At 67.5% G+C, this 21,920-nt stretch carries 19 protein-coding genes, 1 tRNA gene and 1 pseudogene; 14 read left to right on the plus strand and 7 right to left on the minus strand.

Annotation, left to right across the window (positions count from 1 at the left end):
• The first annotated feature begins 67 nt into the window (after positions 1 to 67).
• Positions 68 to 1,255, plus strand: a complete 1,188-nt coding sequence (locus DV704_RS07120) for an anion transporter (protein WP_114798887.1) — start codon at positions 68 to 70, stop codon at positions 1,253 to 1,255.
• Positions 1,239 to 1,904, plus strand: a complete 666-nt coding sequence (locus DV704_RS07125) for a tRNA (adenine(22)-N(1))-methyltransferase TrmK (protein WP_114798888.1) — start codon at positions 1,239 to 1,241, stop codon at positions 1,902 to 1,904. Before DV704_RS07120 ends, DV704_RS07125 begins: the two co-directional genes overlap by 17 nt.
• Here DV704_RS07125 and DV704_RS07130 read toward each other — a convergent pair.
• The 4 genes from DV704_RS07130 to DV704_RS07145 all read right to left on the minus strand — a co-directional run bounded on the left by DV704_RS07130 (position 1,901) and on the right by DV704_RS07145 (position 5,281).
• Positions 1,901 to 2,338: a DUF6691 family protein gene (locus DV704_RS07130; protein ID WP_233498283.1), complete on the minus strand. Its 438-nt coding sequence runs from the start codon at positions 2,336 to 2,338 to the stop codon at positions 1,901 to 1,903. The two genes, DV704_RS07125 and DV704_RS07130, sit on opposite strands and share 4 nt — an antisense overlap.
• Before the next feature lie 15 nt (positions 2,339 to 2,353).
• Positions 2,354 to 2,917, minus strand: coding sequence for a YeeE/YedE family protein (locus tag DV704_RS07135; protein WP_114798890.1), 564 nt, complete (start codon positions 2,915 to 2,917; stop codon positions 2,354 to 2,356).
• A gap of 74 nt (positions 2,918 to 2,991) precedes the next feature.
• Entirely contained in the window at positions 2,992 to 3,405 is a 414-nt protein-coding gene (gene ndk, locus DV704_RS07140; RefSeq protein WP_114798891.1) for a nucleoside-diphosphate kinase, read from the minus strand.
• Positions 3,406 to 3,436: 31 nt separating this feature from the next.
• The gene (locus tag DV704_RS07145; protein ID WP_114798892.1) at positions 3,437 to 5,281 is read right to left on the minus strand and encodes a peptidylprolyl isomerase; all 1,845 of its coding nucleotides are present in this window, start codon (positions 5,279 to 5,281) and stop codon (positions 3,437 to 3,439) included.
• Positions 5,282 to 5,323: 42 nt separating this feature from the next.
• Here DV704_RS07145 and DV704_RS07150 point away from each other — a divergent pair.
• The 7 genes from DV704_RS07150 (at position 5,324) to DV704_RS07180 (ending at position 12,367) form a co-directional block, all read left to right on the plus strand.
• Positions 5,324 to 5,399, plus strand: a tRNA-Arg gene (locus DV704_RS07150).
• A gap of 120 nt (positions 5,400 to 5,519) precedes the next feature.
• Complete coding sequence (locus DV704_RS07155; RefSeq protein ID WP_114798893.1) at positions 5,520 to 6,212, plus strand: endonuclease V; 693 nt, start codon at positions 5,520 to 5,522, stop codon at positions 6,210 to 6,212.
• A gap of 76 nt (positions 6,213 to 6,288) precedes the next feature.
• Positions 6,289 to 7,197 carry an MBL fold metallo-hydrolase gene (locus DV704_RS07160; protein ID WP_114798894.1) on the plus strand — a complete coding sequence of 303 codons (909 nt, stop codon included), beginning with the start codon at positions 6,289 to 6,291 and terminating at the stop codon, positions 7,195 to 7,197.
• Between the two features lie 100 nt (positions 7,198 to 7,297).
• Positions 7,298 to 8,923 (plus strand): long-chain fatty acid--CoA ligase, encoded by a 1,626-nt coding sequence (locus DV704_RS07165; protein WP_114798895.1) that lies wholly within the window; start codon positions 7,298 to 7,300, stop codon positions 8,921 to 8,923.
• A gap of 21 nt (positions 8,924 to 8,944) precedes the next feature.
• Positions 8,945 to 10,297, plus strand: coding sequence for a M20/M25/M40 family metallo-hydrolase (locus tag DV704_RS07170; RefSeq protein ID WP_233498284.1), 1,353 nt, complete (start codon positions 8,945 to 8,947; stop codon positions 10,295 to 10,297).
• A gap of 84 nt (positions 10,298 to 10,381) precedes the next feature.
• Positions 10,382 to 11,644, plus strand: a complete 1,263-nt coding sequence (locus DV704_RS07175) for a CCA tRNA nucleotidyltransferase (protein ID WP_233498285.1) — start codon at positions 10,382 to 10,384, stop codon at positions 11,642 to 11,644.
• 9 nt (positions 11,645 to 11,653) lie between these two features.
• Entirely contained in the window at positions 11,654 to 12,367 is a 714-nt protein-coding gene (locus DV704_RS07180) for an alpha/beta fold hydrolase (protein ID WP_114798898.1), read from the plus strand.
• Here the strand turns inward: DV704_RS07180 and DV704_RS07185 are convergent.
• Positions 12,364 to 15,117 (minus strand): tetratricopeptide repeat protein, encoded by a 2,754-nt coding sequence (locus DV704_RS07185; RefSeq protein ID WP_114798899.1) that lies wholly within the window; start codon positions 15,115 to 15,117, stop codon positions 12,364 to 12,366. The two genes, DV704_RS07180 and DV704_RS07185, sit on opposite strands and share 4 nt — an antisense overlap.
• 62 nt (positions 15,118 to 15,179) lie before the next feature.
• Complete coding sequence (locus tag DV704_RS07190) at positions 15,180 to 15,884, minus strand: PEGA domain-containing protein (RefSeq protein ID WP_114798900.1); 705 nt, start codon at positions 15,882 to 15,884, stop codon at positions 15,180 to 15,182.
• Positions 15,885 to 15,971: 87 nt separating this feature from the next.
• On the opposite strand from DV704_RS07190, the gene DV704_RS07195 reads away from it, so the two are divergent.
• Both DV704_RS07195 and DV704_RS07200 read left to right on the plus strand, forming a co-directional pair.
• Positions 15,972 to 16,751 carry a fumarylacetoacetate hydrolase family protein gene (locus DV704_RS07195; protein WP_114798901.1) on the plus strand — a complete coding sequence of 260 codons (780 nt, stop codon included), beginning with the start codon at positions 15,972 to 15,974 and terminating at the stop codon, positions 16,749 to 16,751.
• 8 nt (positions 16,752 to 16,759) lie between these two features.
• Positions 16,760 to 17,935: an aminotransferase class I/II-fold pyridoxal phosphate-dependent enzyme gene (locus tag DV704_RS07200; protein ID WP_114798902.1), complete on the plus strand. Its 1,176-nt coding sequence runs from the start codon at positions 16,760 to 16,762 to the stop codon at positions 17,933 to 17,935.
• Here DV704_RS07200 and DV704_RS07210 read toward each other — a convergent pair.
• Positions 17,919 to 19,360, minus strand: a pseudogene (locus DV704_RS07210) (pyruvate kinase). The gene DV704_RS07200 and the pseudogene DV704_RS07210 overlap by 17 nt on opposite strands.
• Positions 19,361 to 19,462: 102 nt before the next feature.
• On the opposite strand from DV704_RS07210, the gene DV704_RS07215 reads away from it, so the two are divergent.
• The 3 genes from DV704_RS07215 to DV704_RS07225 are packed head-to-tail and all read left to right on the plus strand — an operon-like array spanning position 19,463 to position 21,919.
• Complete coding sequence (locus DV704_RS07215; RefSeq protein WP_114798905.1) at positions 19,463 to 19,822, plus strand: hypothetical protein; 360 nt, start codon at positions 19,463 to 19,465, stop codon at positions 19,820 to 19,822.
• 1 nt (position 19,823) lies between these two features.
• A complete protein-coding gene (locus DV704_RS07220) occupies positions 19,824 to 20,954 on the plus strand; it encodes a glutathionylspermidine synthase family protein (RefSeq protein WP_114798906.1) in 1,131 nt (376 codons plus the stop codon).
• A complete protein-coding gene (locus DV704_RS07225; protein WP_114798907.1) occupies positions 20,951 to 21,919 on the plus strand; it encodes an ion transporter in 969 nt (322 codons plus the stop codon). Before DV704_RS07220 ends, DV704_RS07225 begins: the two co-directional genes overlap by 4 nt.
• The last annotated feature ends 1 nt before the right edge of the window (position 21,920 follow it).

Raw genomic sequence — 21,920 nt, forward strand, 5'->3', positions numbered from 1 at the left:
GTATGCATCCTGGCGGGAAAAACAAAATGCCCTCCCCTGACTTTGGGCACCGGGCTAGGATGGGGGGGTGGAGTACCTGGCCTACGGGGTGCTGTTCCTGACCTACCTGGGCCTAGGGCTGGGCTACTGGCCGGGCTACCGCATGAACCGGGCCGCCATCGCCCTGACCGGGGCGGCCTTGCTCATCGCGCTGGGGGTGCTCGACTTCGAGGCCGCCTGGCAGGCCCTGGAGCCCCATACCCTGGGCTTTTTGTTCGGGGTAATGGTGCTCAACGCCCACCTGGGCTACGCGGGGTTTTTCCCGCTGTTCTTGGAGCGGCTGGTCCGTCTATCCCGAAGCCCCTTGGGGCTGCTCTTCTGGCTCACTTTGGGCACCGGGGTACTCTCGGCCCTCTTCCTCAACGACACCATCGCCATCCTCTTCACCCCTTTGGTGCTGGGGCTCACCCGAAGCCTGGGCCTGCCGCCGGTGCCCTACCTGCTGGCCCTGGCCGGAGCCACCAACGTGGGCAGCGTGGCCACCCTGACCGGCAACCCCCAGAACATCGTGGTGGGCAGCCTCTCGAAGATCAGCTACCTGGACTTCGCTGCCGCCCTGAGCCCGGTAGCCCTCCTGGGGCTTCTGGTACAGGTGGGGCTGCTCTACGCCCTCTACCCCGCCGTGCGCTCCACCAAGCCACTTCCCCCTCTACCCTCCCTGCGCTTCCGCCGAAGCCGGGCCCTGCTTTTCAAAGGCCTGGGGGTTACCCTGGGCCTGCTGGCGGCCTTCCTGCTGGGCTACCCTCTGGCCCAGGCGGCCCTAATCGCTGCCGGGCTCCTGCTGTGGAGCCGCCGAATCCGTTCTGAGCGGTTCTTCCTGCGGGTGGACTGGGAGCTTTTGGTGATGTTCGCCGGGCTTTTCATCGTCACCGCGGCGGTCAAGACCCTGGGGCTGCTGGAAGGAGTAACCGCCCTGGCCAGCTCCCCCCTCAGCTTCATGGCAGTGACGGTGGGCCTCTCCAACCTTATCTCCAACGTGCCCGCGGTGCTGCTGCTTTACCCCCTGATTCCCCCCGGGGACACCCAGGCCTGGCTCCTGCTGGCCGCGGCCTCGACCCTGGCCGGCAACCTGACCCTTCTGGGCTCGGTGGCCAACCTGATCGTGGCCGAGGCCGCCCGGCGCGAGGGGTACCGGCTCAGCTTCCTCGAGCACCTCCGTTTCGGCCTGCCCCTCACCCTCCTCACCCTGCTCATCGCCTATGCCTGGCTCTACTAGGCTCGAGCCCCGCCTGCTGGCCGTGGCCCAGGAGGTCACCGGCCCCGTCCACGCCGATATCGGCGCTGATCACGCCCGCCTGCCCCGCTATCTTCTGGAAAAGGGGCAGGTAAAGCGAGTTATCGTGGTGGAGAAACACCCCGGCCCCTATGCCAACGCCCAGCGGGCCCTGGCGGGGCTGCCGGCAGAGGTACGGCTGGGGGATGGGCTTTCGGCCCTGCGCCCCGGGGAGGTCCACTCCCTCAGCCTGAGCGGGATGGGGGCCCGGCTCATCCTGCGCATCCTCCAGGGCCACCCCACCCGGCTTCCCCCACGGCTGGTTTTGCAGCCCAACGACAGCGCCGAGCCGCTGCGGCGCTGGGCCCTGCAGGCGGGGTTTGCCCTGGTGCGGGAGCAGATGGTCGAGGGCTTCTGGCGCTACAACGTGCTCACCCTGGAAAAAGGGCACTGCACAGCCTACGAGGGCCTGCCCCTCGAGCTGGCCCTGGCCTTCGGGCCCCTGCTCCTCAGGCAGAAACACCCCCTGCTCCGGGCCGAGCTGGCCGCTCAACTAGAGCGCCTGCGCAGGTTGCCCCGCGTGGAACGCGTACAGCGGGAACAGGCCCGGGTAGAAGCAGCCCTGGCCTGGCTGGAGGCGAGCACGCCCTAGTGCGGCAGCCAACGTTGCAGCAGGCCGTAGAGGTAGGTACCGAGCAAAGCCCCCAGGAAAACCACCAAAGCCCCCGCCACCCCGCTGCCCAGAAGAGCGTAGATGGGCCCCGGGCAAGCCCCCACCAGCCCCCAGCCCAGGCCGAACGCCAATCCCCCCAGGGCATACCGGTAGCGGCCAGGCTCAGGTGGACGCAGGCTGTAACCCCAGCGGCGCAAAACCCAAAGCGAAAGCGCCCCGGTGAGCACCGCACTGCCAATCACCCCATACATATGGAACGAGGCGAAGTGGAACATCTCGTAGATGCGGTACCACGATACAATCTCCGAGCGAACGGCCACAAACCCAAAGGCCACCCCCGCCAGAAGGTAGGGCCAGAGCGCGGCCCGGTTCTGCTCAACAGGGTTTTGCTGGAGCGGGAATTCGTCAGACACAGGGAGCGCCATACCTTACCTCAAGCCCGACAAAAACCAGGGCAAAAGCAGGTGGGCCGACAGAAGGCCGCCGCCGAAAAAGCCCAGGGTGGCCAGCAGGGAGGGCCACTGCAGGGCCGAAAGCCCGGTGATGGAGTGCCCCGAGGTGCAGCCCGCTGCCCAGCGGGCTCCAAAACCGATTAGCATCCCTCCCAGAAGCAGGAAGAGAAAGACCTTGGGATTTTTTAGAGCCTCCAGGGCAAAAAGCTCCCGCGGCCAAAGCCCCCCATCGGGAAAGAGGCCCAGCCGCTGCAGGGAAGCAACGACTGAGGGGTTCAGCTCGAGGGGGGCTGAGTTGGGCAGAAGCACCCCAGCCCCAAACCCACCCAGAAAAATTCCCAGCACAAAGGCCAGGTTCCAGCGCTCGGCCCGCCAGTCATAGCGGAAGAAGGGAGCCCGGCTGCCGAGGGCCGCGCAAAGGTGCCTGAGGGAAGAAGAAATGCCAAAACGCCGACGACCGAGGATAAGGAGAAGGGGCACGAAGAGGCCGATGAGGGGGCCCGCCACGTACCAAGGCCAGGGTTGGGAAAGCCCGTCCATAGCTCCCCATAATGGGGAAAATAATTACAAAGATTGTAAACTAATCTGCAAAACCCCGCCCCGAGGGGCAGGAACTAGAGGATTTCCTCCGGCCGGAAGAAGATCCCAATCTCGCGCGCAGCGCTCTCGGGCCCGTCCGAGCCGTGAATCACGTTCTCGTCCACGGTGGTGGCAAAGTCCGCCCGGATGGTGCCGGGGGCGGCCTCCCAGGGCCGGGTGGCCCCCATCAAGCGGCGCATCTCGGCGATAGCCCCAGGACCTTCCACCACCATCGCCACCACCGGTCCACTGGTGATAAAGGCCACCAGGCCCTCGAAAAAGGGCTTCTCCCGGTGCTCGGCGTAGTGCAGCTCGGCCAGCTCGCGGGGGATGCGCATCTTCTTCATGGCCACAATCTGGAAGCCCTTGCGCTCGATGCGCTGGATAATCTCGCCGGTAAGCCCCCGGCGCACGCCGTCGGGCTTGACCATGATAAAGGTACGTTCCATACCGCAGTAGAGTCTATCAGGGCACCCGGAGTTACCGGTTGGCCGGTGTCTGGTTGGAGGGGCTTTGCCCTTCGCCGGGCTTGGTCTCCTCCTTCTGGCCGCTTTCCTCCTTCTTGGGGGTGAGCGCGGTGAGCACCTTCTGCAGGTGGTTCTCCACCTTGGCCGCCTTGCGCACCTCCTCTACCCACCGCTGCGCGGCCTCGGCCCGGCGGGCGGCCAGCACCTGCTGGCGGGCCTGCTCCTTGACCTCCTCGAAGGGGCGCAACACCTCGGCCTTGCGGTCGTTCACGATGAGCACCTGGAAGCTGCCGTCCTCCAGCTTCACCACCTCGCTCACCTCGCCCAAAGGTCCTTTGGGGAAGGTGCCGCGGGTCAGGAAGACCAGCCGGTTGGGCACCGGGGGCAGGATGCCAGGGTTGACCACCCCAAAGTCCTGCACGGTGCCGCCGTTGGCCTTGGCCAGGTCCTCGAGCTTGCCGCCTTTTAGGGCCGCGGCCCGGAAGGCCTCAGCCTTGGCCCGGTCCTCCTTTTTGAAATTCACCGCCTGCACCTTGGCCGAAGCGGGAATGGTGAAGTTGGCCAGGTTGGCATCGTAGTACCGGCGCACCTCCGCTTCGGTTACAGCGACGTTGCGGGTCTGCCACTGCTGGGCCTGGGTGGCGATGTCGCTCTTGGTGCCAAAGAAGGGTTGGTCCAGCTTCTGCGCAGCCTGCACCACGGCCTCCCGGCTGATAAGCTGCTCTAGGGTCTGGGGCAGGAAGAACTGCACCGCCAGCTCGCCCAGGCCCTGCTGGAAAAGCTGGGGCACCTGGGGGTTGGCGAAGAGGATCTGGGTTACCTCGGCCAGGCGAATCTCGGTCTCCCCCACCTTGGCCACCACCGGGTTTTCATGGCGGAACTCGGCCCCTTCGGCCACCTTCACGTTGGCCCTGGCCCGGAGCTGCTCGAGGTAGGCCTCCAGCGCCCCCTGTCCCTTGACCTGCTTGGCGTCCTCCCGCACCCGGTCCTTGACCTCCTCAAAGGGCGCATCGCTGGCGGGCAGGTACTTCTCCACCTTCACGATGTAAAAACGCCCCCCCGCCTCAATCGGCCGGGTAATCTGACCGTCGCGCAGCCTGAACACCGCGTCGGCCACCGCGTTGGGAAAGACCACCCGGGTCACCGGGCCCGGCTCGCTCTTGCCCGCTTGGGCCCCCAGGGCCCCGCCTTGCTCAGCGTTCAGCTTGGAGTTGGCCTTGGCAATGGCGGCAAAGTCGGCCCCGGGCGCGGTGGCCTGGGCGTAAACCCGCTCGGCGGTGGCCCTATCGTCCACCACAATCTGGCGGGCCAGCACGCGCTCTTCGTTCCTGTAGCGCTCGCGGTTGAGCTCAAAGTAAAGCCGCATCTCCGCCTCGGTGGGCTCGGCCCGGTTCTGGATCTCCTCCACCCGCTTGTTGATGCGGATCTGGTCGCGCAGCTCGCTCCGCAGCTGGGCATCGGTGTAGCCCACCTGCGTCAGGAAGCGGTCGTAGTCTTCTCTCTTCTGCAAGCCAAAGCGCTCCCGGATGCTGTCCAGCTCCTTCCGCAGCTCCCCGCTCGAGACCCGGATGCGGGCCGTGTCCTGCAAAAGCGCGGTGGTTATCACGAAGCGATCGGCGAAGTTGATCTCGGCCAGGTTCCTGAGGAGCCCCTCGGGGTTGGTGCTCAAGATAGGGTCGTTCTGCCGGGCCCGGGCCAGCTCGAGCTCGCTCACCGGTCGGCCATTGACAGTAAGAACGGTCTTGCCCTGGGTGCTGCGCTGGCCCTGGGGCGTGAAGAGGAGAATCGAGCCCACCACAAAGGCCAGGGCTAGGATGCCAAAGATTACCGCAACCACCCGCTTGTTGAGTCCAAACACTTGACTGCCTCCTCTTCCGGTGCTACCCTTCTTGGTGCTGATGCACCCGTAGCTCAGTGGATAGAGCGTTCGCCTCCGGAGCGAAAGGCCACAGGTTCGAGTCCTGTCGGGTGCGCCATTTTCTTTTGGTGCCCCCGCGGCGGCGGCGCCTCACCAAGCCCTTTTTACCCTCGGATGCTAAGTCCTGGGTTAAGGGTGCTCGAGCCCACACCAAAAGGCGATTGTAGCACACCGGCGCATGCAACCCCCTCCCCTACCCCTACCCTCGAGCCTCGAAGAGGCCCGGGCGTGGCAGCAAGCCCTGGCCCAACGGGTGGTGCTGCAGGGGGACCTGAGCCGGGTGCGCTACCTGGCCGCGCTGGACGCCTCCCACCCCCCCCGCTTCTCCAGGCCCAGGGGCCCCTCGGTGGCCGTGGCGGTGCTCTGGGACAGGACCAGGGAGGAGGTTCTCGAGGTGGCCACGGCGGAGCTCGAGGAAGCCCTTCTCTTCCCGTACGTGCCCGGCTTTCTCTCGTTCCGCGAGGCCCCTTTGTACCTGGCCGCCCTGGCCCGGCTCTCCCGGCCCCCTGAGGCCCTGCTGGTGGACGGGCAGGGCATCGCCCATCCCCGAGGCCTGGGCATCGCCGCTCATCTGGGGGTGCACCTGGAGCTGCCCAGCCTGGGGGTAGCCAAGACCCGGCTCTTCGGCCAGCCCGAGGCCGAGCTGCCCCAGATGGCCGGCGCGGCGGTGCGGTTGATGGCCAAAGAGCAGGTGGGCTGGGTCTACCGCAGCCGCAGCGGGGTGAAGCCCCTCTTCATCTCCCCCGGGCACCGTGTAGGGCTGCAGGCATGCCTGGACTTCGTGCGCTCCTTGCCCTGCAAAACCCGCCTACCCGAGCCTCTGCGCCGCGCCCACCTCGAGGCCGGGGCGGCCCGCCGGGCGGCAATGTGAGACAGGACCAGATTGGCCCCGGCCGCATGCACTATGGTTTACCTTGCGCTATATTCCATCAAGCAAGGAGGTCTTTATGCGCAAGGTTTCCCGTCGAGAGGCCCTCAAGGTGCTGGGCGCCGCCGGTGTTACAGCAGGTACACTAGGGGCCATGGCCCAGCCCAGCCCCCCCCTGCCCAACGGCGCGGGCTTTTACCGCTTCCGGCTGGGGGAGTACACCCTGATTGTGCTGAGCGACGGTCAGACCCCCCCGGGCAACGCCTTCCCCAACTGGGGGGCCAACCCGGGCCGCCAGGCCGAGTTCGAGGCCGCCCTCAGGGAGAACTTCCTCGAGCCCACCCAGTTCATCAACAACTTCAACCCCATGGTCATCGACACCGGACGGCAGAAAATCCTGGTGGACACCGGGCGGGGCCAGGCTGGGCGGCTTCTTTCGAACCTGGCCAATGCCGGCCTCCGCCCCACCGACATCAACCTCGTCTTCATCACCCACGGCCACGGCGACCACATCGGCGGCCTGGTGCAGGGCGGCCAGCCGGTCTTCGCCAACGCCCAGCACCTCATCGGCGAGACCGAGCTGGAGTTCTGGCTCAGCCAGGCCAATCCCCCCGCCAACCTACTGGCCCTGCGCGACCGCTTCACCCGGGTGCGGCCCGGGGCCGAGATCGCCCCTGGGGTAACAGCGGTGGATACCGCGGGCCACACCGTGGGCCACCTGGCGGTGCAGGTAAGCTCGGGAGGGCAGACGCTCTGGCACCTGGGCGATGCCGGGGGGCACTACATCCTTTCTTTCCGCTTCCCCGACCACTACCTGGGCTTCGACGCCAACCCCCAGCAGGCCGTGGCCACCCGGGCACGCCTGTGGCAGACCGCCGCCGCCGAGCGGATTATGGTGGTGGGCTACCACTTCGCCTGGCCGGGGGTGGGCTTCGTGCGCCGGGCGGGCAACGCCTACGAGTTCGTGCCAGCCTTCTTTGTCTTCTAGCAGGCTCTGGCCCCCAGGGCCCTCCCCGGAGGCTCGGGGAGGGCCTCACATGCTGGCTGACACAGGCTGTACAATCAAGGCCAAAGCAAAGGAGAAGCCTATGCGGTCCACCATGATGGATTTCCCCCTGACCCTGGTGCACCTTTTGGAGCGCGCCGGCAGCCTGTTTCCCAAGGAAGAAATCGTGACGCGGCGGCCCGATAAATCGCTCCACCGCTACACCTACGCCGACTTCTACCGCCGGGCCCGCCGGCTGGCCTCGGCGCTGCAGAAAGCGGGCCTGCAAAAGGGCGACCGGGTGGCCACCCTCGGCTGGAACACCTACGCCCACCTCGAGGCCTATTTCGGCGTCCCGGTGGCGGGCGGGGTGCTGCACCCCCTGAACCTGCGGCTGCACCCCTCGGAGATTGCCTACATCGTAAACCACGCCCAGGACAGGTTCCTGATTGTGGACGACGTGCTATTGAAGCTCTACGAGGCCATCAGGGAGCAGGTGAAGCTGGAAAAGGTCATCGTGGTGCCCCTCTCGGGCCAGCCGGTGCCGGAGGGCTACCAGAGCTACGAGGAGTTTCTGGAGGGGGGCGACGAGGCCTTTACTTACCCCCAGCTGGGTGAGGAGGAGGCCGCCGCCATGTGCTACACCTCCGGCACCACCGGGAGGCCCAAGGGGGTGGTGTACTCGCACCGCTCCATTGCTTTGCACAGCCTGGCCTCGGCCCTGCCCGACGCCCTCAACCTCTCCGGCCAGGACGTCCTCCTGCCGGTGGTGCCCATGTTCCACGTCCTGGCCTGGGGCCTGCCCTACACCGGGGTGATGGCCGGGAGCAAGCTGGTGCTGCCGGGGCCGCACCTGGACCCGGTGAGCCTGCTGGAGCTTTTTGAGGCCGAAGGGGTAACCAAGACCGCCGGGGTGCCCACCATCTGGCTGGGGGTGTTGCAGGCGCTGGAGAAAGAACCCACCCGCTGGAAGCTAAAACCCATGGAGATGGTGGTGGGGGGAAGCGCCGCCCCCGAGGCCCTAATCCGGGGCTTCGACCGCTTCGGCCACACCGTCGTCCACGCCTGGGGCATGACCGAGATGAGCCCTTTGGGCACCGTGAGCCGGCTCAAGCGCCAGCTCAGGGGCGACCCCGAGCTCGAGTACCGCTACCGGGCCCTGCAGGGCCTGCCCACGCCCTGGGTGGAGGTGCGGGCGGTGGGCGAGCAGGGGGTGGTGCCCTGGGACGGCCAGTCGCTGGGGGAGCTGCAGGTGCGCGGGCCCTGGGTGGCGAAGAGCTACCACAACCTGGAGGCAGAGTCGGACAAGTGGACCCCAGACGGCTGGTTCCGCACCGGCGATGTGGTGGCCATCGACCCCGAGGGCTACATCCGCATCGCCGACCGCACCAAGGACCTGATCAAGTCTGGGGGCGAGTGGATCAGCTCGATTGACCTGGAGAACGCCCTGATGGCCCATCCGGCGGTGAAGGAGGCCGCCGTCATCGCCATTCCCGACCCCAAGTGGGACGAGCGTCCGCTGGCGGTGGTGGTGCTCAAGGAAGGGGCCAGTGCAACCCCGGAAGAGCTGCGGGCCTTCCTCGAGCCCAGGTTTGCCAAGTGGTGGCTGCCCGATGGCTACGTGTTTGTGGACGAAATCCCCCGCACCAGCACCGGCAAGTTCCTGAAGTCCAAACTGCGCGAGCAGTACAGGGACTACAAAGCCCGCTCCGCCGCATCCCAGCCCTGAGCGGGGCCTTATAGTCTGAGCATGTCCAGCGCCATAGACCGCTACCTGGAGGCCAACCTCGAGGCTTACCTGCAAGAGACCATCCGGCTCTGCGCCCAGCCCAGCGTCTCGGCCACCGGCGAGGGGGTGCTCGAGTGCGCCAGCCTGGTGGAGCAAATCCTGCGGCAGCGCGGCTTCCAGACCTGGAAAATTGAGGGCTACGGCAACCCGGTGGTGGTGGGCCGGGCCCAGGGCCGATCCGAGCGCACCCTGCTCTTCTACAACCACTACGATGTGCAGCCCCCCGAGCCCCTAGAGCTTTGGGACTCACCCCCATTCGAGCCGCAAATCCGCGAGGGCAAGCTCTTTGCCCGGGGGGCCAAGGACGACAAGGGCGAGTTTATGGCCCGCATCGCCGCAGTGGACGCGGCGCGGGCGGCCCATGGGGGCGAGCTCCCCTGCGGGGTGCTCTTCGTGGTGGAGGGCAACGAGGAAGTGGGCAGCCCCGGCATCGCCCGGTTCGTGCAGGACCACCTGGACCTGCTCCGCTGCGACGGGGCCGTCTGGGAGGAGGGCGGCATCGACCAGGAGGGGCGACCCGGCACCTCGCTCGGGCGGCGGGGGATTCTGGCGGTGGAGCTGGAGGTCCAGACCCTCTCGCGCGACGCCCACTCCGGCAGTGCCCACATCCTGCCCAGCGCGGCCTGGCGCATGGTGCGGGTGCTGGCCTCGCTCAAGGACGAGAACGAGCGCGTCCTCATCCCCGGCTTTTACGAAAAGGTGCGCCCGGCCTCTGAGGAAGACCTGGAGCTTCTGCGCCGCCTGCCCGATAGCGAGGCCTATTTGCGCGAGAGCTTTGGGGTGCGGGGCTTTGTCAACAACCTAAGCGGTTTTGAGCTGAGAAAGGCGGTCTTCAACCCCACCTGCAACATCCAGGGCATCACCGCCGGCTACCAGGGGCCCGGTACCAAAACCGTCATCCCGGCCCGGGCCAGTGCCAAGCTGGACTTCCGCCTGGTGCCCGACCAGGACCCCACCGACATCCTGAAAAAGCTGCGGGCCCATCTGGACGCTGAAGGCTTCACCGACGTGCGCATCGTCCACGCCGACCACATGTTCCCCTTCCGCACCAGCCCCAAGCACCCCCTGGTAGACCTCGCCGCCCGCACCGCCCAGGAGGTCTACCAAAAGCCCTACCAGCTCATCCCCATGACCGGCGGCAGCTCGCCGGTGTACGCCTTCGCCGGTCCTCTGGGCATCCCGGTGATTGACGCTGGGGTGGGCTTCGGCGTTTCCAACCGCACCCACGCCCCCAACGAGCACATCCGCATCCAGGACTTCCACAACGCCGCGCGGCACATCGCCCGGATTTTGGAGGGCTTTGCTGGGATTTAGACCTCGAAACCGCATAGCCAAGCCTTGGCAAGCCCCCCACCGCGTGCTACCCTCAGTCCCGGCGCTATGGACCACCGCGCGGTCATGGAGCGGCTTTCGTTCCTCCCCAAGCTCTACCTGGTGGGGGGAGCCGTGCGGGACCTCCTGGCAGGGCTCGAGCCCGAGGACCTCGACTTCGCCACGGCCGCTCCCCCGGAAGAGGTCATGCGCCTGGCCGCAGCCCACGGAATCCGAGCGGTGCCCACGGGCCTCGAGCACGGCACCGTAACCCTCCTAATAGACCACCACCCCTACGAGGTCACCACCTTTCGCCGCGATGTAGAGACCTACGGCCGCCGGGCCAGGGTGGTCTGGGGCCAGAGCATCGAGGAAGACCTGGCCCGGCGCGACTTCACCATCGGGGCCATCGCTATGGACGCCGAGGGCCGGGTGGTCGACCCCTTTGGCGGGCAGCAAGACCTGAAACGAGGCCTTATCCGGGCCGTGGGCGACCCCAAGGAGCGCTTCCGCGAGGACTACCTGCGGGTCATCCGGGCGGGCAGGCTCGCCGCGCGCTATGGCTTTTCCATAGAGGAAAACACCCTGCAGGCCGCCCGCGAAGTGGCCCCGCAGGTGCTCGAGCACGTGGCCGTGGAGCGGGTCACCGCCGAGCTCGAAAAGGCCTTCCGCGACCCTCGGCCCAGCCCGTTCCTGCGCTACCTCTACGAGCTGGGCCTCCTGGGGCGCCTCATCCCCGAGCTCGAGGGCACCCATCTACTCCTGCAAGACCCCCGCTGGCACCCCGAGGGGGATGTGCTCACCCACGTGCTGGAGGTGGTGGACCGGGCCCCTCCCCGCTACCGCTGGCACGCCCTGCTGCACGACATCGGCAAGAAAGACACCGCGGTGCGGCGGCCCGAGGGCTACTACAGCTTTCCCGGTCACGCGGAGGTGGGGGCCCGCCTCATACCCCGCATCGCCCAGGACCTGAGGCTGCCCAGCCACCTGCGCGAGGAAATCGCGACCACCACGGCCCTGCACATGGTGCCGGCGCTCACCCCCCCCACCCCGGCGGCCATCCGGCGCTTCCAGGCCCGGGCCGGGCCCCACCTGGAGGCCGTAAGGGCGGTGTTCGAGGCCGATGGGGCCGGGCGGCGCCCCCCCGAGGCCTGGCGGTTCTTCGAGCCCCAGCCCACCCCCATTGAGCCCCTCCTCAAAGGGCGTCACCTCATTGCGCGGGGACACACCCCGGGCCCCGCCTTTGGCCCCATGCTGCAGGCCGCCTACCAGCACCAGCTCGAGACCGGCGAGACCGACCTGGAGAAGCTCTACCAGGTTGCCCTGGCCGCCGGCTCGAAACCCCGCTAAGCTCTAGGTATGTCTGTGCCCATCGTTTTTCTACACGCCTTTCCCTACAGCCCGGCCATGTGGGCCCCCCAGCTATCCGTCGTGCGGGGGCACCCCACTTTGGTGCCGGATATCCTGGGGTTCGAAAGCCTGGAACAAGCTGCAGCCCATGTGCTGGTGGAGATGGACGCCCGGGGCTGGCAGCGGGCCGTCTTTGTGGGCCTCTCCATGGGGGGGTACGTGATCTTCCGCCTGTGGAACCTGGAGCCCGAACGCTTCGTGGGGCTGGTGCTGGCCGACACCCGGGCCACCCCGGACACCCCCGAGGGGCGGCGGCTGCGGCTGGAACAGGCCGAGCGGGTAGAACGCGAGGGGATGGCCTTTTTCCCCGAGGCCACGCTGCAAGGACACCTGGGGGCCACCACCCACGCGCGGCGACACGCGCTGCTGGAGGAGGTGCGCCAGGCCCAGCTCCAGGCCGACCCCGCCCGGGTGGCCCAGAGCCTCCGGGCGCTGGCCCACCGGCCCGACTCCACCCCCCTCCTGCCCCACATCGCGGTGCCGGCGCTGGTTTTGGTGGGCGAGGAGGATACCCTGACCCCTCCCGCCGAGGCCCGGGCCATGAACAGCGCCATCCCCGACAGCCGGATGCTCATCCTTCCCGAGGCCGGCCACCTCGCCAACCTGGAAAACCCCAAGGCCTTCAACACCGCCTTGCTGGGCTTCCTGCAGGAACTCCGCTAGACCCCCTGGCCCAGCCGCAGGGCCAGGCAGTCTTCCAGCGCCAAAGGCGACTGGGTCTGCAAGCGCTCGCGCAGGGCATCCTTGGGCCAGATCTTGCCCAGCACCCGCCCAAGCTGGGCCCGGTAGGGGGCCGGCAGGCTGTAACAGCTCTGCAGCTTCTTCCAGGCAGCTTCCTCCTGCCCCAGGCCCAAAAGGGCCTGGGTCTCCAGGCCCAGCCTCCAGCTCTGCACCCCAGGGTCCTGCAGCTCGCCGATCTGCACCACCTGGGCCAGGGCCTCGGCCCATTTGTGCTGCCGGGCCAGGGTCTCGGCATAGCCCAGACGGGCCTGGGCCTGGAAGTAGGGGTCGTTTTGCTTGAGGTAGCCCTGCATCATGCGCTCGGCCTCGGGCGCCGGCAGGAGGAGCGAAAGCTTGAGGGCCACGTCGATGGCCAGGGCGACGTAGCGGTCGCCGGGGAGCTGTTTGGTGGAAAGCTCGTGCTCGAGCTCCCGCAGAATGCGCAAAGCATCGGGGGCGCTCTGCCCTCCCACATAGGGCGGCAGGTAGGGCAGGCCGCAGGCCCGAACCCAGTAGGCCACCGCAATGCGGTAGAGGGTGCGGCGGTGGCGGTAGTGGGCCTCCTCCGGCCGCTCCCGCACCTCCCGCAGATAGCGCTCGGCCTGGGCCAGAAGCTCCAGGGCCTCCAAAGGACGCCCCCGGGCCAGCTCGAGCACGCTGGCCTCGCTCATGGCCCGGGCCCGTATGAACTCGTCGGCGGCCTCCTCAATGGAGCGGTACAAACAGCGCTCAGCCTCAGCGAAGTTGCCGATGCGGCGCAGCACGCTGCCAAAGCGGGCCCGCACCCGCGCTATCTCCTCCGGAGGGGCCCCGGAGGACTCCAGCGCCGCCAGGCCCTCCCGCATCTGGACCTCGGCCTCGTACACCCGCCCAATGCGCAGGAGCAAATCGCCCGACTGGTAGCGGGCCCGGCCCACCAGCAAAGGGTCGTGGCTCACCTGGCGCAACGCCGCCAGGGCCTCCTCGAAGCGGCCCGCGTCCTTGGCCACCAGGCCCTGCCAAAGCCGCACCCGGTCGGCCAAAAAGGGGGGGATGGGCAGGGAGAGGGCCTGCTGCACGTAGGCCTCGGCCTGGGCATAGTCGCCCTGCCAGCGCTCCACCGCTGCCCAGACCAGAAGCCCCTCGGCGCCGATCTCGCCTGAAAGGCTCTCGGGTGGGGGCAAAAGGTTGAGAGCGCCGGGAAAGTCGCCCGCGTCCACCCGGGCCTCGGCGGCCTTGACCCGGGCCCAGGCCTGGATAGAGGGGTCGGCCGAGCGAAATAGCACCTCCAAAGCCTCCAGGGCCTCGGGGTGGGCGTACTGGCCCAGCACCGCCCGGTAACGCACCACCGCCATGGCCAGCCGCTCGCGCTCGCAGGCCGGCCAGCCCTTGGACTCGCCCCACAGCGTGGGCAGAAGGGCCAGGCGGCTCGGGTCCTGGGAGAGCAGCTCTAAAAGCCGGTCCAACCGCCCCGCGCCCCAAGCGTGGTGGAGCTGGCGGAAAACGTCGTGCTTGAAGTAGTCCAGCGCCAGCAGGTGCAGCTTGCGGGCCTCCCGCTCGGGCACGCTGGGCAGAAGGGTGCGCAGCGCCGGCCGTACCTTGCCCTCGCCCAAAGGGGCCAGCAGGGCCCGCTCGGCCTGGGAGAGGTGTTCCAGACCCTTGCCCAAAGCCTTCTCCAGCAGGGGCACCGGTACCCCCGGGTCGGCCTCCGGCGAGAGCACCGCCAGGGCATAAAGGATGGGCCGGAGGGCCGGGTCCTGGGCCAGGTTGGGCGCGCTGCCGTGGGTCTGGGCGGCCTCCAGCAGCACCAGGCGCGAGAGCTCGGCAAAGTTGCGCCCAGCCTGGTTGACCAAGGCCTCCACCCGCTCGGGGGGTAGGTCGGGCAGGCGGTCCCGCACGTAGCGGCGGGCCTCGGCCCGGCTGGGGGCCGAGAGGGGGTGCCAGGCCAGGTTGGGCGGAGGTTCGGAAAGCCCGGCCAGGAAGGGGATGGTGAGCCGACGCAAAAGGGGCTCTATCCAGGCCGAGAGGCCCACCGGGTTGCCCTGGCTGTCGCGCAGGCTCAGGCCCCCCAGCTGACCCTCCCGCTCGGCCCGCAGCAAAAGGGGCCTGCCGTAGGCGTTGAGGGCCCGGGCCAGCTCGTTTTTGAGCTCATCCTGGAGAGCGGCCTGGAGGGCATAGGGTTGGGTGGGGGAAAGCTGGGAGAGAATGCCCTCCAGCTCCACCCCCAGCCGCTCGGCCAGCGGGTGCAGGTGGGGGGCCAGCTCGCCCCCCAGGTTCACCAAAAGGCAGTCGGGCACCGCCCGCTGCACCGCCGAAAGCAGCACGCCCTTGCCGGTGGCCGGCCCCCCTACCACCACCATCTGGGGCTTCTCCCCCTGCTCCAAGGCCCGCACAAAGCGTCGGAAGAGCCGGCGTTTGTCCCTTCCTAAAGCCCGCCGGGCCGACTCCAAGGCCAGCTCGGAGGGCAGGGCGGGGGGCTCGAGGCCGGCCTCGGCGTAAAGGTCGCAGATGACCTCAAACAGCCTCAGCTTCTCCTCGGGGCTGCCCAGGTCCTTGTAGAGGATGTTGCGCACCGTCCCAGCCCGCCCCCCCCGCTCGGCCACCGCTGCCTCGAGCCAGCGCAGGCTACCCTTCTTGCCCCGATGGTCCCGCCCGGAAAGGTGAGGCCGCAAAACCTCCAGATGGGCCTGCCAGAGTGTACTCACACCTCCCACAGTAACTACACCATATTCAGGTGTAGTGTAGTTTGCAAGCGAATCTGAACCCAGGGGCAGGGCTACTGGGCCAGGTCCACCTCCAGGTTCCGGCTCTCCGGCACCCGGATGGGGGCGCTCAGCGGACGGTAGCCGGGGGCCTCTACCTCAAGGGTGTAGGCCCCAGCCTCGAGCAAAAAGAGCGAGCGGGGGGTGGTGCTCCGGGCCACCTCCTGCCCATCCTGGAGGATGCGCACGGTGGGGCTGGGGGCGTTCACCCGCACCTCCAGGGGACAGGGGCAGGTGGGCAGCACCTCCCGCAGACGCCCCTCGGCGGGGAGGGCCTCAGCCGGTGGAGGGGGCTCGGGCTGGGCCTCCGGCTCAGGGGGCGGAGAAGGCGCAGGCTCCTCGGGCACCTCCGGACGAAAGCCTTCCATGGGAGTGGGTGGGGCAGGGCTGGTGAGCAGGTTGGGAGCGCTGCTGTTTAGAAGCACCAGGCTGCCAAAACCGGTAAGACCCAAAAGCACCGCCAAGGCTGCAACCCAGCCCGCCAGGCGGCTTTTGAGGTTGAAAAGGGCCCAAAGCAATAGCAGCACCCCTAACACCCCGAGCCCCCAGAAGACCGTGTTGCCATAGTGCTGGTGAAGCCAGGCCCCCCCCAGGCCGAAAAGCCCAAGCAAAAGGCCAAACCCCATCCAGGAAAGCCCGTTGCGCTGCAGGCGGGTGAGGCCGTAAAGCAGGACCAGCACGCCCAGAATGCCCAGAATCCAGAGAAACAACGCGCTCATGCCTTACTCCTCGAGGCACACTCTAACACCCGGGGGTGAAAAGGGGGTGTAAGCCGGGACTACCCCGCGCCGGGATATACTTTCTTCATGAAGCTCGTCCGATTCGGCGCAGGCCAGTGGGGCATTCTGGAAGGCGAGACCATCCACGAGACCGACGGCCCCGCTGGCAACCCCACCGGCCGCCACTTCGACCTGGGCGGGGTGACCCTCCTGGCCCCGGCCAACCCCAGCAAAATCGTGTGCGTGGGGCGCAACTACCTGGACCACATCCGCGAGATGGGCCACGACTTCGGGGCCGACCTGCCCAAGGAGCCGGGCCTCTTCCTAAAAGGCCCCAACGCCCTGGCCCACCCGGCCAACCCGGCCCGGCCCGACTGCTCGGGCGATGCGGTGCCCTACCCCAGCTTCACCCGGCTTCTGCACTACGAGGGCGAGCTGGCGGTGGTCATTGGGCGGCGCATGCGGAACGTGGAAGAATCCGAGGCGCTGGATTATGTGCTGGGCTACACCTGTGCCCTGGACGTGACCGCCCGCGACGTCCAGAAGACCGACCTGCAGTGGGTACGGGCCAAATCAGCCGACAAGTTCTGCCCTTTGGGGCCCTGGCTGGTGACCAGTCTGGAACCGCAGAACACCACCCTGCGCACCTACGTAAACGGCGAGCTGCGCCAGGAAGCCCATACCAGCATGATGATCTTCCCGGTGGCCCGGATTCTCGCCTACATCAGCAGCTTCATGACCCTAGAGCCTGGTGACGTGGTGCTCACCGGCACCCCCGAGGGGGTGGGTGAGCTTCGCCCAGGCGACCACGTGGAGGTCGCCATCGAGGGCATCGGCGACCTGCACACCCGGATTGAAGCTTCGTAGGGCCTGGTATGTTTCGCTCCCGTCGCACACCACCGGGCGGGGGGGTCTTTTTGGAGATGGACGCGGCCAAGGCCGAGGCCCGCGCGCGGGGGCTGGAGGTGGTGGACCTCTCCATCGGGGCCTCCGACCTGCCCCCACCCCCCGAGGCCCTGCAGGCCCTGAGGGAGGCTTTGGACGACCCCACCACCTACGGCTACTGCCTGAGGTCGGGAACCCAACCCCTTCTGGAGGCCGCCACAGCCTGGTACGCCGAGCGCTACGGGGTGCGGCTCGACCCCCGGCGGGAAGCCTTGGTGCTGATTGGGAGCCAGGAAGGGCTGGCCCACCTCCTTATGGCCGTGGCCGACCCGGGGGACGGGCTCCTGATGTGCGAGGTGGCCTACCCCTCGTACTTCGGGGCCGCCCGGGTGGCCGGGCTGGCGGCCCACCTGATGCCCCTGGGCCAGGACCTTCTGCCCAGGCTGGAAGCCGTGCCCGAAGCGGTGGCCCGGAGGGCCAAGGTTTTGCTCCTCAACTACCCCAACAACCCCACCGCTGCGCTGGCCCCGACCGAGTTTTTCGCCGAGGCCCTGGCCTTCTGCCGGCGCTACGACCTGCTCCTGATCCACGACAACCCCTACCTGGACCAGGCCCTGACCCCCACCCCCTCCCCCCTGGCCCTGCCTGGAGGGCGTGAGCGGGTGGTGGAACTATTCAGCTTTTCCAAAAGCTACCACCTGGCTGGCTTCCGGCTGGGTTTTGCCCTGGGCAACGCCGAGGCCATCGCAAGCCTCGAGGCCCTCAAGGCCCCCATTGACTTCAACCCCTACCTGGGCATTCAGCGCATGGGCATCGCCGCACTCCGCATCCCGCCGGAGCGGCTCAGGGCCGATGCCGAGCTCTGGGCCCGCCGCCGCCAGGTCATGGTGGAGGCCCTGGCCGAGCAGGGCTGGGCTGTCCCCCTGCCGGCTGCGGGCATGTACCTCTGGGCCAAACTCCCTCCAGGGATCCCTTCAGACGACCTGGCCTTCACCAAGGCACTGGTGGGCCATACGGGGGTGGCCCTGGCCCCGGGGCAGGCCTTTGGGCCCGGGGGGGTGGGGCACGTGCGCTTCGCGCTGGTGCAGCCCGAGGCGGTGCTCCGGCAGAGCGCAGCCCGCATAGGGGCTTTCTTACGGAGCGGCTCCTTCAGCCCCACGCCCTGAGGGGGCGCATCCTAGGGGTCTTCTTGTACTGGTGGGCCTTCATCCGCCGAAGGACTTCGGCCAGCACCCGGATACCCTGGGCTAGGTAGGGACCTTTGTTGAGCATCACGCACTCGGCCCGAGCTGCCAAGACCGCGTCCGAGACCTCGGCCCGGGAAGGGGTGCCCTTCCTGACCAGCCGGTCGAAAACCTGCGTGGCCCAGATCACCGGTATGGCTGCGGCCTCCGCCAGCCAGAGGATCTCCTCCTGCATTTCGGCCAGCCGCTCGAAACCCAGTTCCACTGCCAGGTCCCGCGGGCAATCATGATGGCCGTAGGCCAACGCCCGGCAGCCTGCACCATCAGTTCGGGCAGGTTTTGCACCGCCTGGCCGGTCTCTATTTTGAGCACCAACCCCCGCAGGCGCCGGGGCTGGCGGGCCTCCAGCTCGAGCAGAAGCCTCTCTACATCCTCAGGGCGCTGTACGAAGGAATAGCCCAGAAGATCTGCGTGGGCTACAGCAAACTCGAGGTCCGCACGGTCCTTGGGGCCCAGAGGTTCTAAAGCCAGAGGGGTGTCGGGTAGGTTTAGCGCCTTTTCCGCCCGCAGTTTGAAGCCCTTGGGCTGGGCGTGCGTCACCCGCAGCCACACCCCTCCTTCAGCCCGCTCCTCTACCCTGGCCTCGAGCTTCCCCTCATCCATGCAAACCCGGTGTCCCACCTGCAACCCTTCCAGCACGCGCGGCAGCCCCACGGCAGCCCAGAAAAACTCGGCCTTCTCAGGGGGCGACTCGCAAAGCCAGAGGCGATCCCCAACGCAAAGCCGTCGATCCGCCCAGGCCGAGGCCACACGCAAGCGCGGCCCGCTTAGCTCCATAAGCACTGGAAAGTCCTCCCCTACCACCTGGCGCACTTGGGCTATCATCTGAGCCCAAATCTCCGGATTGCCATGAGCACAGTTAATGCGGGCCGCGTCCATGCCGGCCTCCACCAGGGACTGGACCAGGGTGGAATCGTCGGCCGCCTTCTCAGGTAGGGTAACCAGGATGCGAGGACGCCAGCCGGGACCGAAAAGTTCTTGGGTGGCAGCCTCGAGCTGGGCCTCACGGGCGAAGAAAGCCTCTGGGGTGGGGTAGGGAGGCCCTTCCTGCCCAAGCACCCGGCCCAGGGTAGCCAAGACTGCCTCCAGGTTCTCCCGTACCCGAGACTCCACCCGCCCCAAAGATGACAGCCCAAGCTGTGCTAGCTCACGCTGGAGAGGGCGCAGGTCGCGCCGTCGAAGAGCGAGGTAGTCGGCTAAATTGCGGGCCGCGGAGGCAAAAGAAGGACGTTGGATGTAAGCGCGCCAGGGCTCGTAGCGGGCCTCGCCCTCCCGCACCACCTCCTCGCGCAGCCAGGAAAGCTCCTGGTAAAGCCGCCCCAGCCGCGCTCGTTCAGAATCTGGCATACTTCTAATTTTCTACACAGGCTTCATCGCCTCATCAATCCGCCTTGGTGCAAATGCCCGCCCAGCCCCAGCCACCCCTGCCTAGAATGTGGAAGCAGGGCCATGAAGCGCAGCCGCTACATCCATTTACTTGCCAGCGTGGCCGGCCTGGCGGCTTGCAGCGACTACCAGACCCCCCAGAGCGCCATCTACAACGACTACCAGAGCTGCGTGCAGGAATGGGGCGAGGAGCATTGCGAGGAGATAATAGATGTGGAAGTGGACCTGCCTCGCCGTTATGGCGCCAGCTACTACTACGCCGGGGGCAAGGTCTACGCCTACAACAAGGCGGCAGGGCGCTACCAGCTCCTCCCTGGCCACGCCGGCATCTACCAAAACCCAGGCCTGGTGCCGGTCCGTTCCAGCGAAATCCGCACCGGCGGCTTCGGCCAGACTGCCCGAGGCACAGGGGTAGGAGGATAGCGTGCGCCGGGAGCAAGTTCGGCCCCGACCGGACTGGGTGGAGAAGGTGGAGGCGCTGGGCTTCGACTTCCACACCCACCTGCAGGTGAATCCCCCTGAACCCTACTGGGACGAAAGCGCCTGCTACGTCTTCACGATGGAGGAGGTAGAACAGCTCGAGGCCGCCACCGCCGAGCTACACCGGCTGGCGCTGGAGGCTGCGGCCCACATCGTGGCCAAGGAGCGCTACCCCGAGCTCGGCATCCCCCCTCGCTGGTGGGGCCTGATTGAGCGAAGCTGGCGCCGGGGCGACTTCAGCCTCTTCGGCCGCTTCGACCTGCTCTACGCCCCGGGCTACCCCCCTAAGCTGCTGGAGTACAACGCCGACACCCCCACCACCCTTCTGGAGGCCGCGGTGGTGCAGTGGTTCTGGAAGGAGGAGGTCTTCCCCGAGGCCGACCAGTGGAACCGCCTGCACGAGGCCCTCATCGAGCGCTGGCAGGCTCTTTTGCCCACCGCGGTCCACCTCACCTACTACAGCGGTTCCCTGGAGGACCAGCGCACGGTGGAGTACCTGGCCGACACCGCCGCCCAGGCCGGCCACTCGGTGCACCTGCTTTCCATCGAGCAGGTGGGCTGGGATGGAAGCTGCTTCGTGGACGAGGCCCAAAGGCCCATCCGAACCCTCTTCAAGCTCTACCCCTGGGAGTGGTGGATCCACGAGGAATTCGGCCTCTACCTGCTGGCCGAGCCCTTCCAGCCCATCGAGCCGGCCTGGAAGATGCTCCTCTCCAACAAGGGCCTGCTGGCCATACTCTGGGAGCTCTTCCCCGGACACCCCAACCTGCTTCCCGCCTACTTCCAACCCGAGCGCCTACCCGGCCCCCTCGTCGAAAAACCCCTCTTCTCGCGGGAAGGGGCCAACCTGACCGTGCGGCAGGGCCAGGCCCTCCTCTGTTCCACCCCGGGCCCTTACGGCCAGGAGGGCTTCGTCTACCAGGCCTACCAACCCCCACCGGCCTTCGACGGCCGCCACCCCGTGCTTGGGGCCTGGATCGTGGGGGAAGCGCCGGCCGGCCTGGGTATCCGGGAGGACCGAAGCCCCATCACCCAAAACACCTCCTGCTTTGTGCCCCACCGAATCGAAGTATGACCACCACCGACAACGTAGACTTCCTCCGCTACTATGCACCGGAAGCCGCTCTTCTGGGGCTGGCCCTGGCCGCTCTGCTCTTCTTCATAGCCCTGCAAATCAAGCGCCGCCACGGCCAGCTAAGGCCCATTCTGGTGGATATCCTGGATGGAGGAGGCACCCAGACCCCTGCGGCGGCCTGGGGGGTGCGTTTTTTAGCCGCCCTAACCGTTCTCTCGGTGCTGGCCCTGGTGCTGGAGACCGAACCCAGCGTCTATCTGGCCTATGGGGGAGCCCTGATGGGGCTGGAGGTCTTCGCCCTGGTGGTCTTCACCCTGGAGATGCTTCTCCGGCTCTACCTAGCCCCCGATATCCAAAAAGAGCCCCACCGCCTGCGCGCCACCCTGCGCTACCTGCTGAGCCCCATGGGGGTGGTGGACCTCCTCACGGTGGTGCCGGGCTGGCTCTTCTTCTTCCCCGGCTCAGAACAGCTCGTGGCCGCCCGGGTGCTGCGGGTGCTGCGCTTGCTCAAGCTAGGCCAGTACGCGCAGGCCCTCAACCTCCTGGACGACGTGGTGCGGCAAAAGCGCGACCTGCTTTTGGCCACGGCAACTTTGGCCTTCGTGGTGCTGGTGCTGCTCTCCACCCTGATGTTCGTCCTCGAAGGACCCCATCAGCCCGAGCGGCTGGGCTCCATTCCCCAGGCCCTATGGTGGGGGGTGGTGACCATGGCCACCATCGGCTATGGCGATGTGGTGCCCCTAACCGCCCCCGGCAAGCTTCTTTCAAGCCTAGTGGCCTTCTTAGGCATCGGGCTCTTCGCCCTGCCCACCGCCATCCTGGCCACCGGACTGCTGGAGGCCATGCAACAGCACAAAGACCCCGCGCAGCAGCTTCTAAAGCGGCTGCTCGAGGCCAGGGCAAGGGGCCAGTTGGGCGAGGACAGCCCCCTGTGGAAGGAGGCCGAGGAGCTGTTGGGGAAGTAGC

The sequence above is a fragment of the Meiothermus sp. QL-1 genome, from assembly GCF_003351145.1.
Classification (GTDB): domain Bacteria; phylum Deinococcota; class Deinococci; order Deinococcales; family Thermaceae; genus Meiothermus.

Coding starts and splice junctions, on each gene's coding strand:
- DV704_RS07125 (WP_114798888.1), top strand. CDS start 1,239: ATGCCTGGCTCTACTAGGCTCGAGCCCCGCCTGCTGGCCGTGGCCCAG.
- DV704_RS07135 (WP_114798890.1), bottom strand. CDS start 2,917: ATGGACGGGCTTTCCCAACCCTGGCCTTGGTACGTGGCGGGCCCCCTC.
- ndk (WP_114798891.1), bottom strand. CDS start 3,405: ATGGAACGTACCTTTATCATGGTCAAGCCCGACGGCGTGCGCCGGGGG.
- DV704_RS07155 (WP_114798893.1), top strand. CDS start 5,520: ATGCAACCCCCTCCCCTACCCCTACCCTCGAGCCTCGAAGAGGCCCGG.
- DV704_RS07160 (WP_114798894.1), top strand. CDS start 6,289: ATGCGCAAGGTTTCCCGTCGAGAGGCCCTCAAGGTGCTGGGCGCCGCC.
- DV704_RS07165 (WP_114798895.1), top strand. CDS start 7,298: ATGCGGTCCACCATGATGGATTTCCCCCTGACCCTGGTGCACCTTTTG.
- DV704_RS07170 (WP_233498284.1), top strand. CDS start 8,945: ATGTCCAGCGCCATAGACCGCTACCTGGAGGCCAACCTCGAGGCTTAC.
- DV704_RS07175 (WP_233498285.1), top strand. CDS start 10,382: ATGGAGCGGCTTTCGTTCCTCCCCAAGCTCTACCTGGTGGGGGGAGCC.
- DV704_RS07180 (WP_114798898.1), top strand. CDS start 11,654: ATGTCTGTGCCCATCGTTTTTCTACACGCCTTTCCCTACAGCCCGGCC.
- DV704_RS07190 (WP_114798900.1), bottom strand. CDS start 15,884: ATGAGCGCGTTGTTTCTCTGGATTCTGGGCATTCTGGGCGTGCTGGTC.
- DV704_RS07195 (WP_114798901.1), top strand. CDS start 15,972: ATGAAGCTCGTCCGATTCGGCGCAGGCCAGTGGGGCATTCTGGAAGGC.
- DV704_RS07200 (WP_114798902.1), top strand. CDS start 16,760: ATGTTTCGCTCCCGTCGCACACCACCGGGCGGGGGGGTCTTTTTGGAG.
- DV704_RS07215 (WP_114798905.1), top strand. CDS start 19,463: ATGAAGCGCAGCCGCTACATCCATTTACTTGCCAGCGTGGCCGGCCTG.
- DV704_RS07225 (WP_114798907.1), top strand. CDS start 20,951: ATGACCACCACCGACAACGTAGACTTCCTCCGCTACTATGCACCGGAA.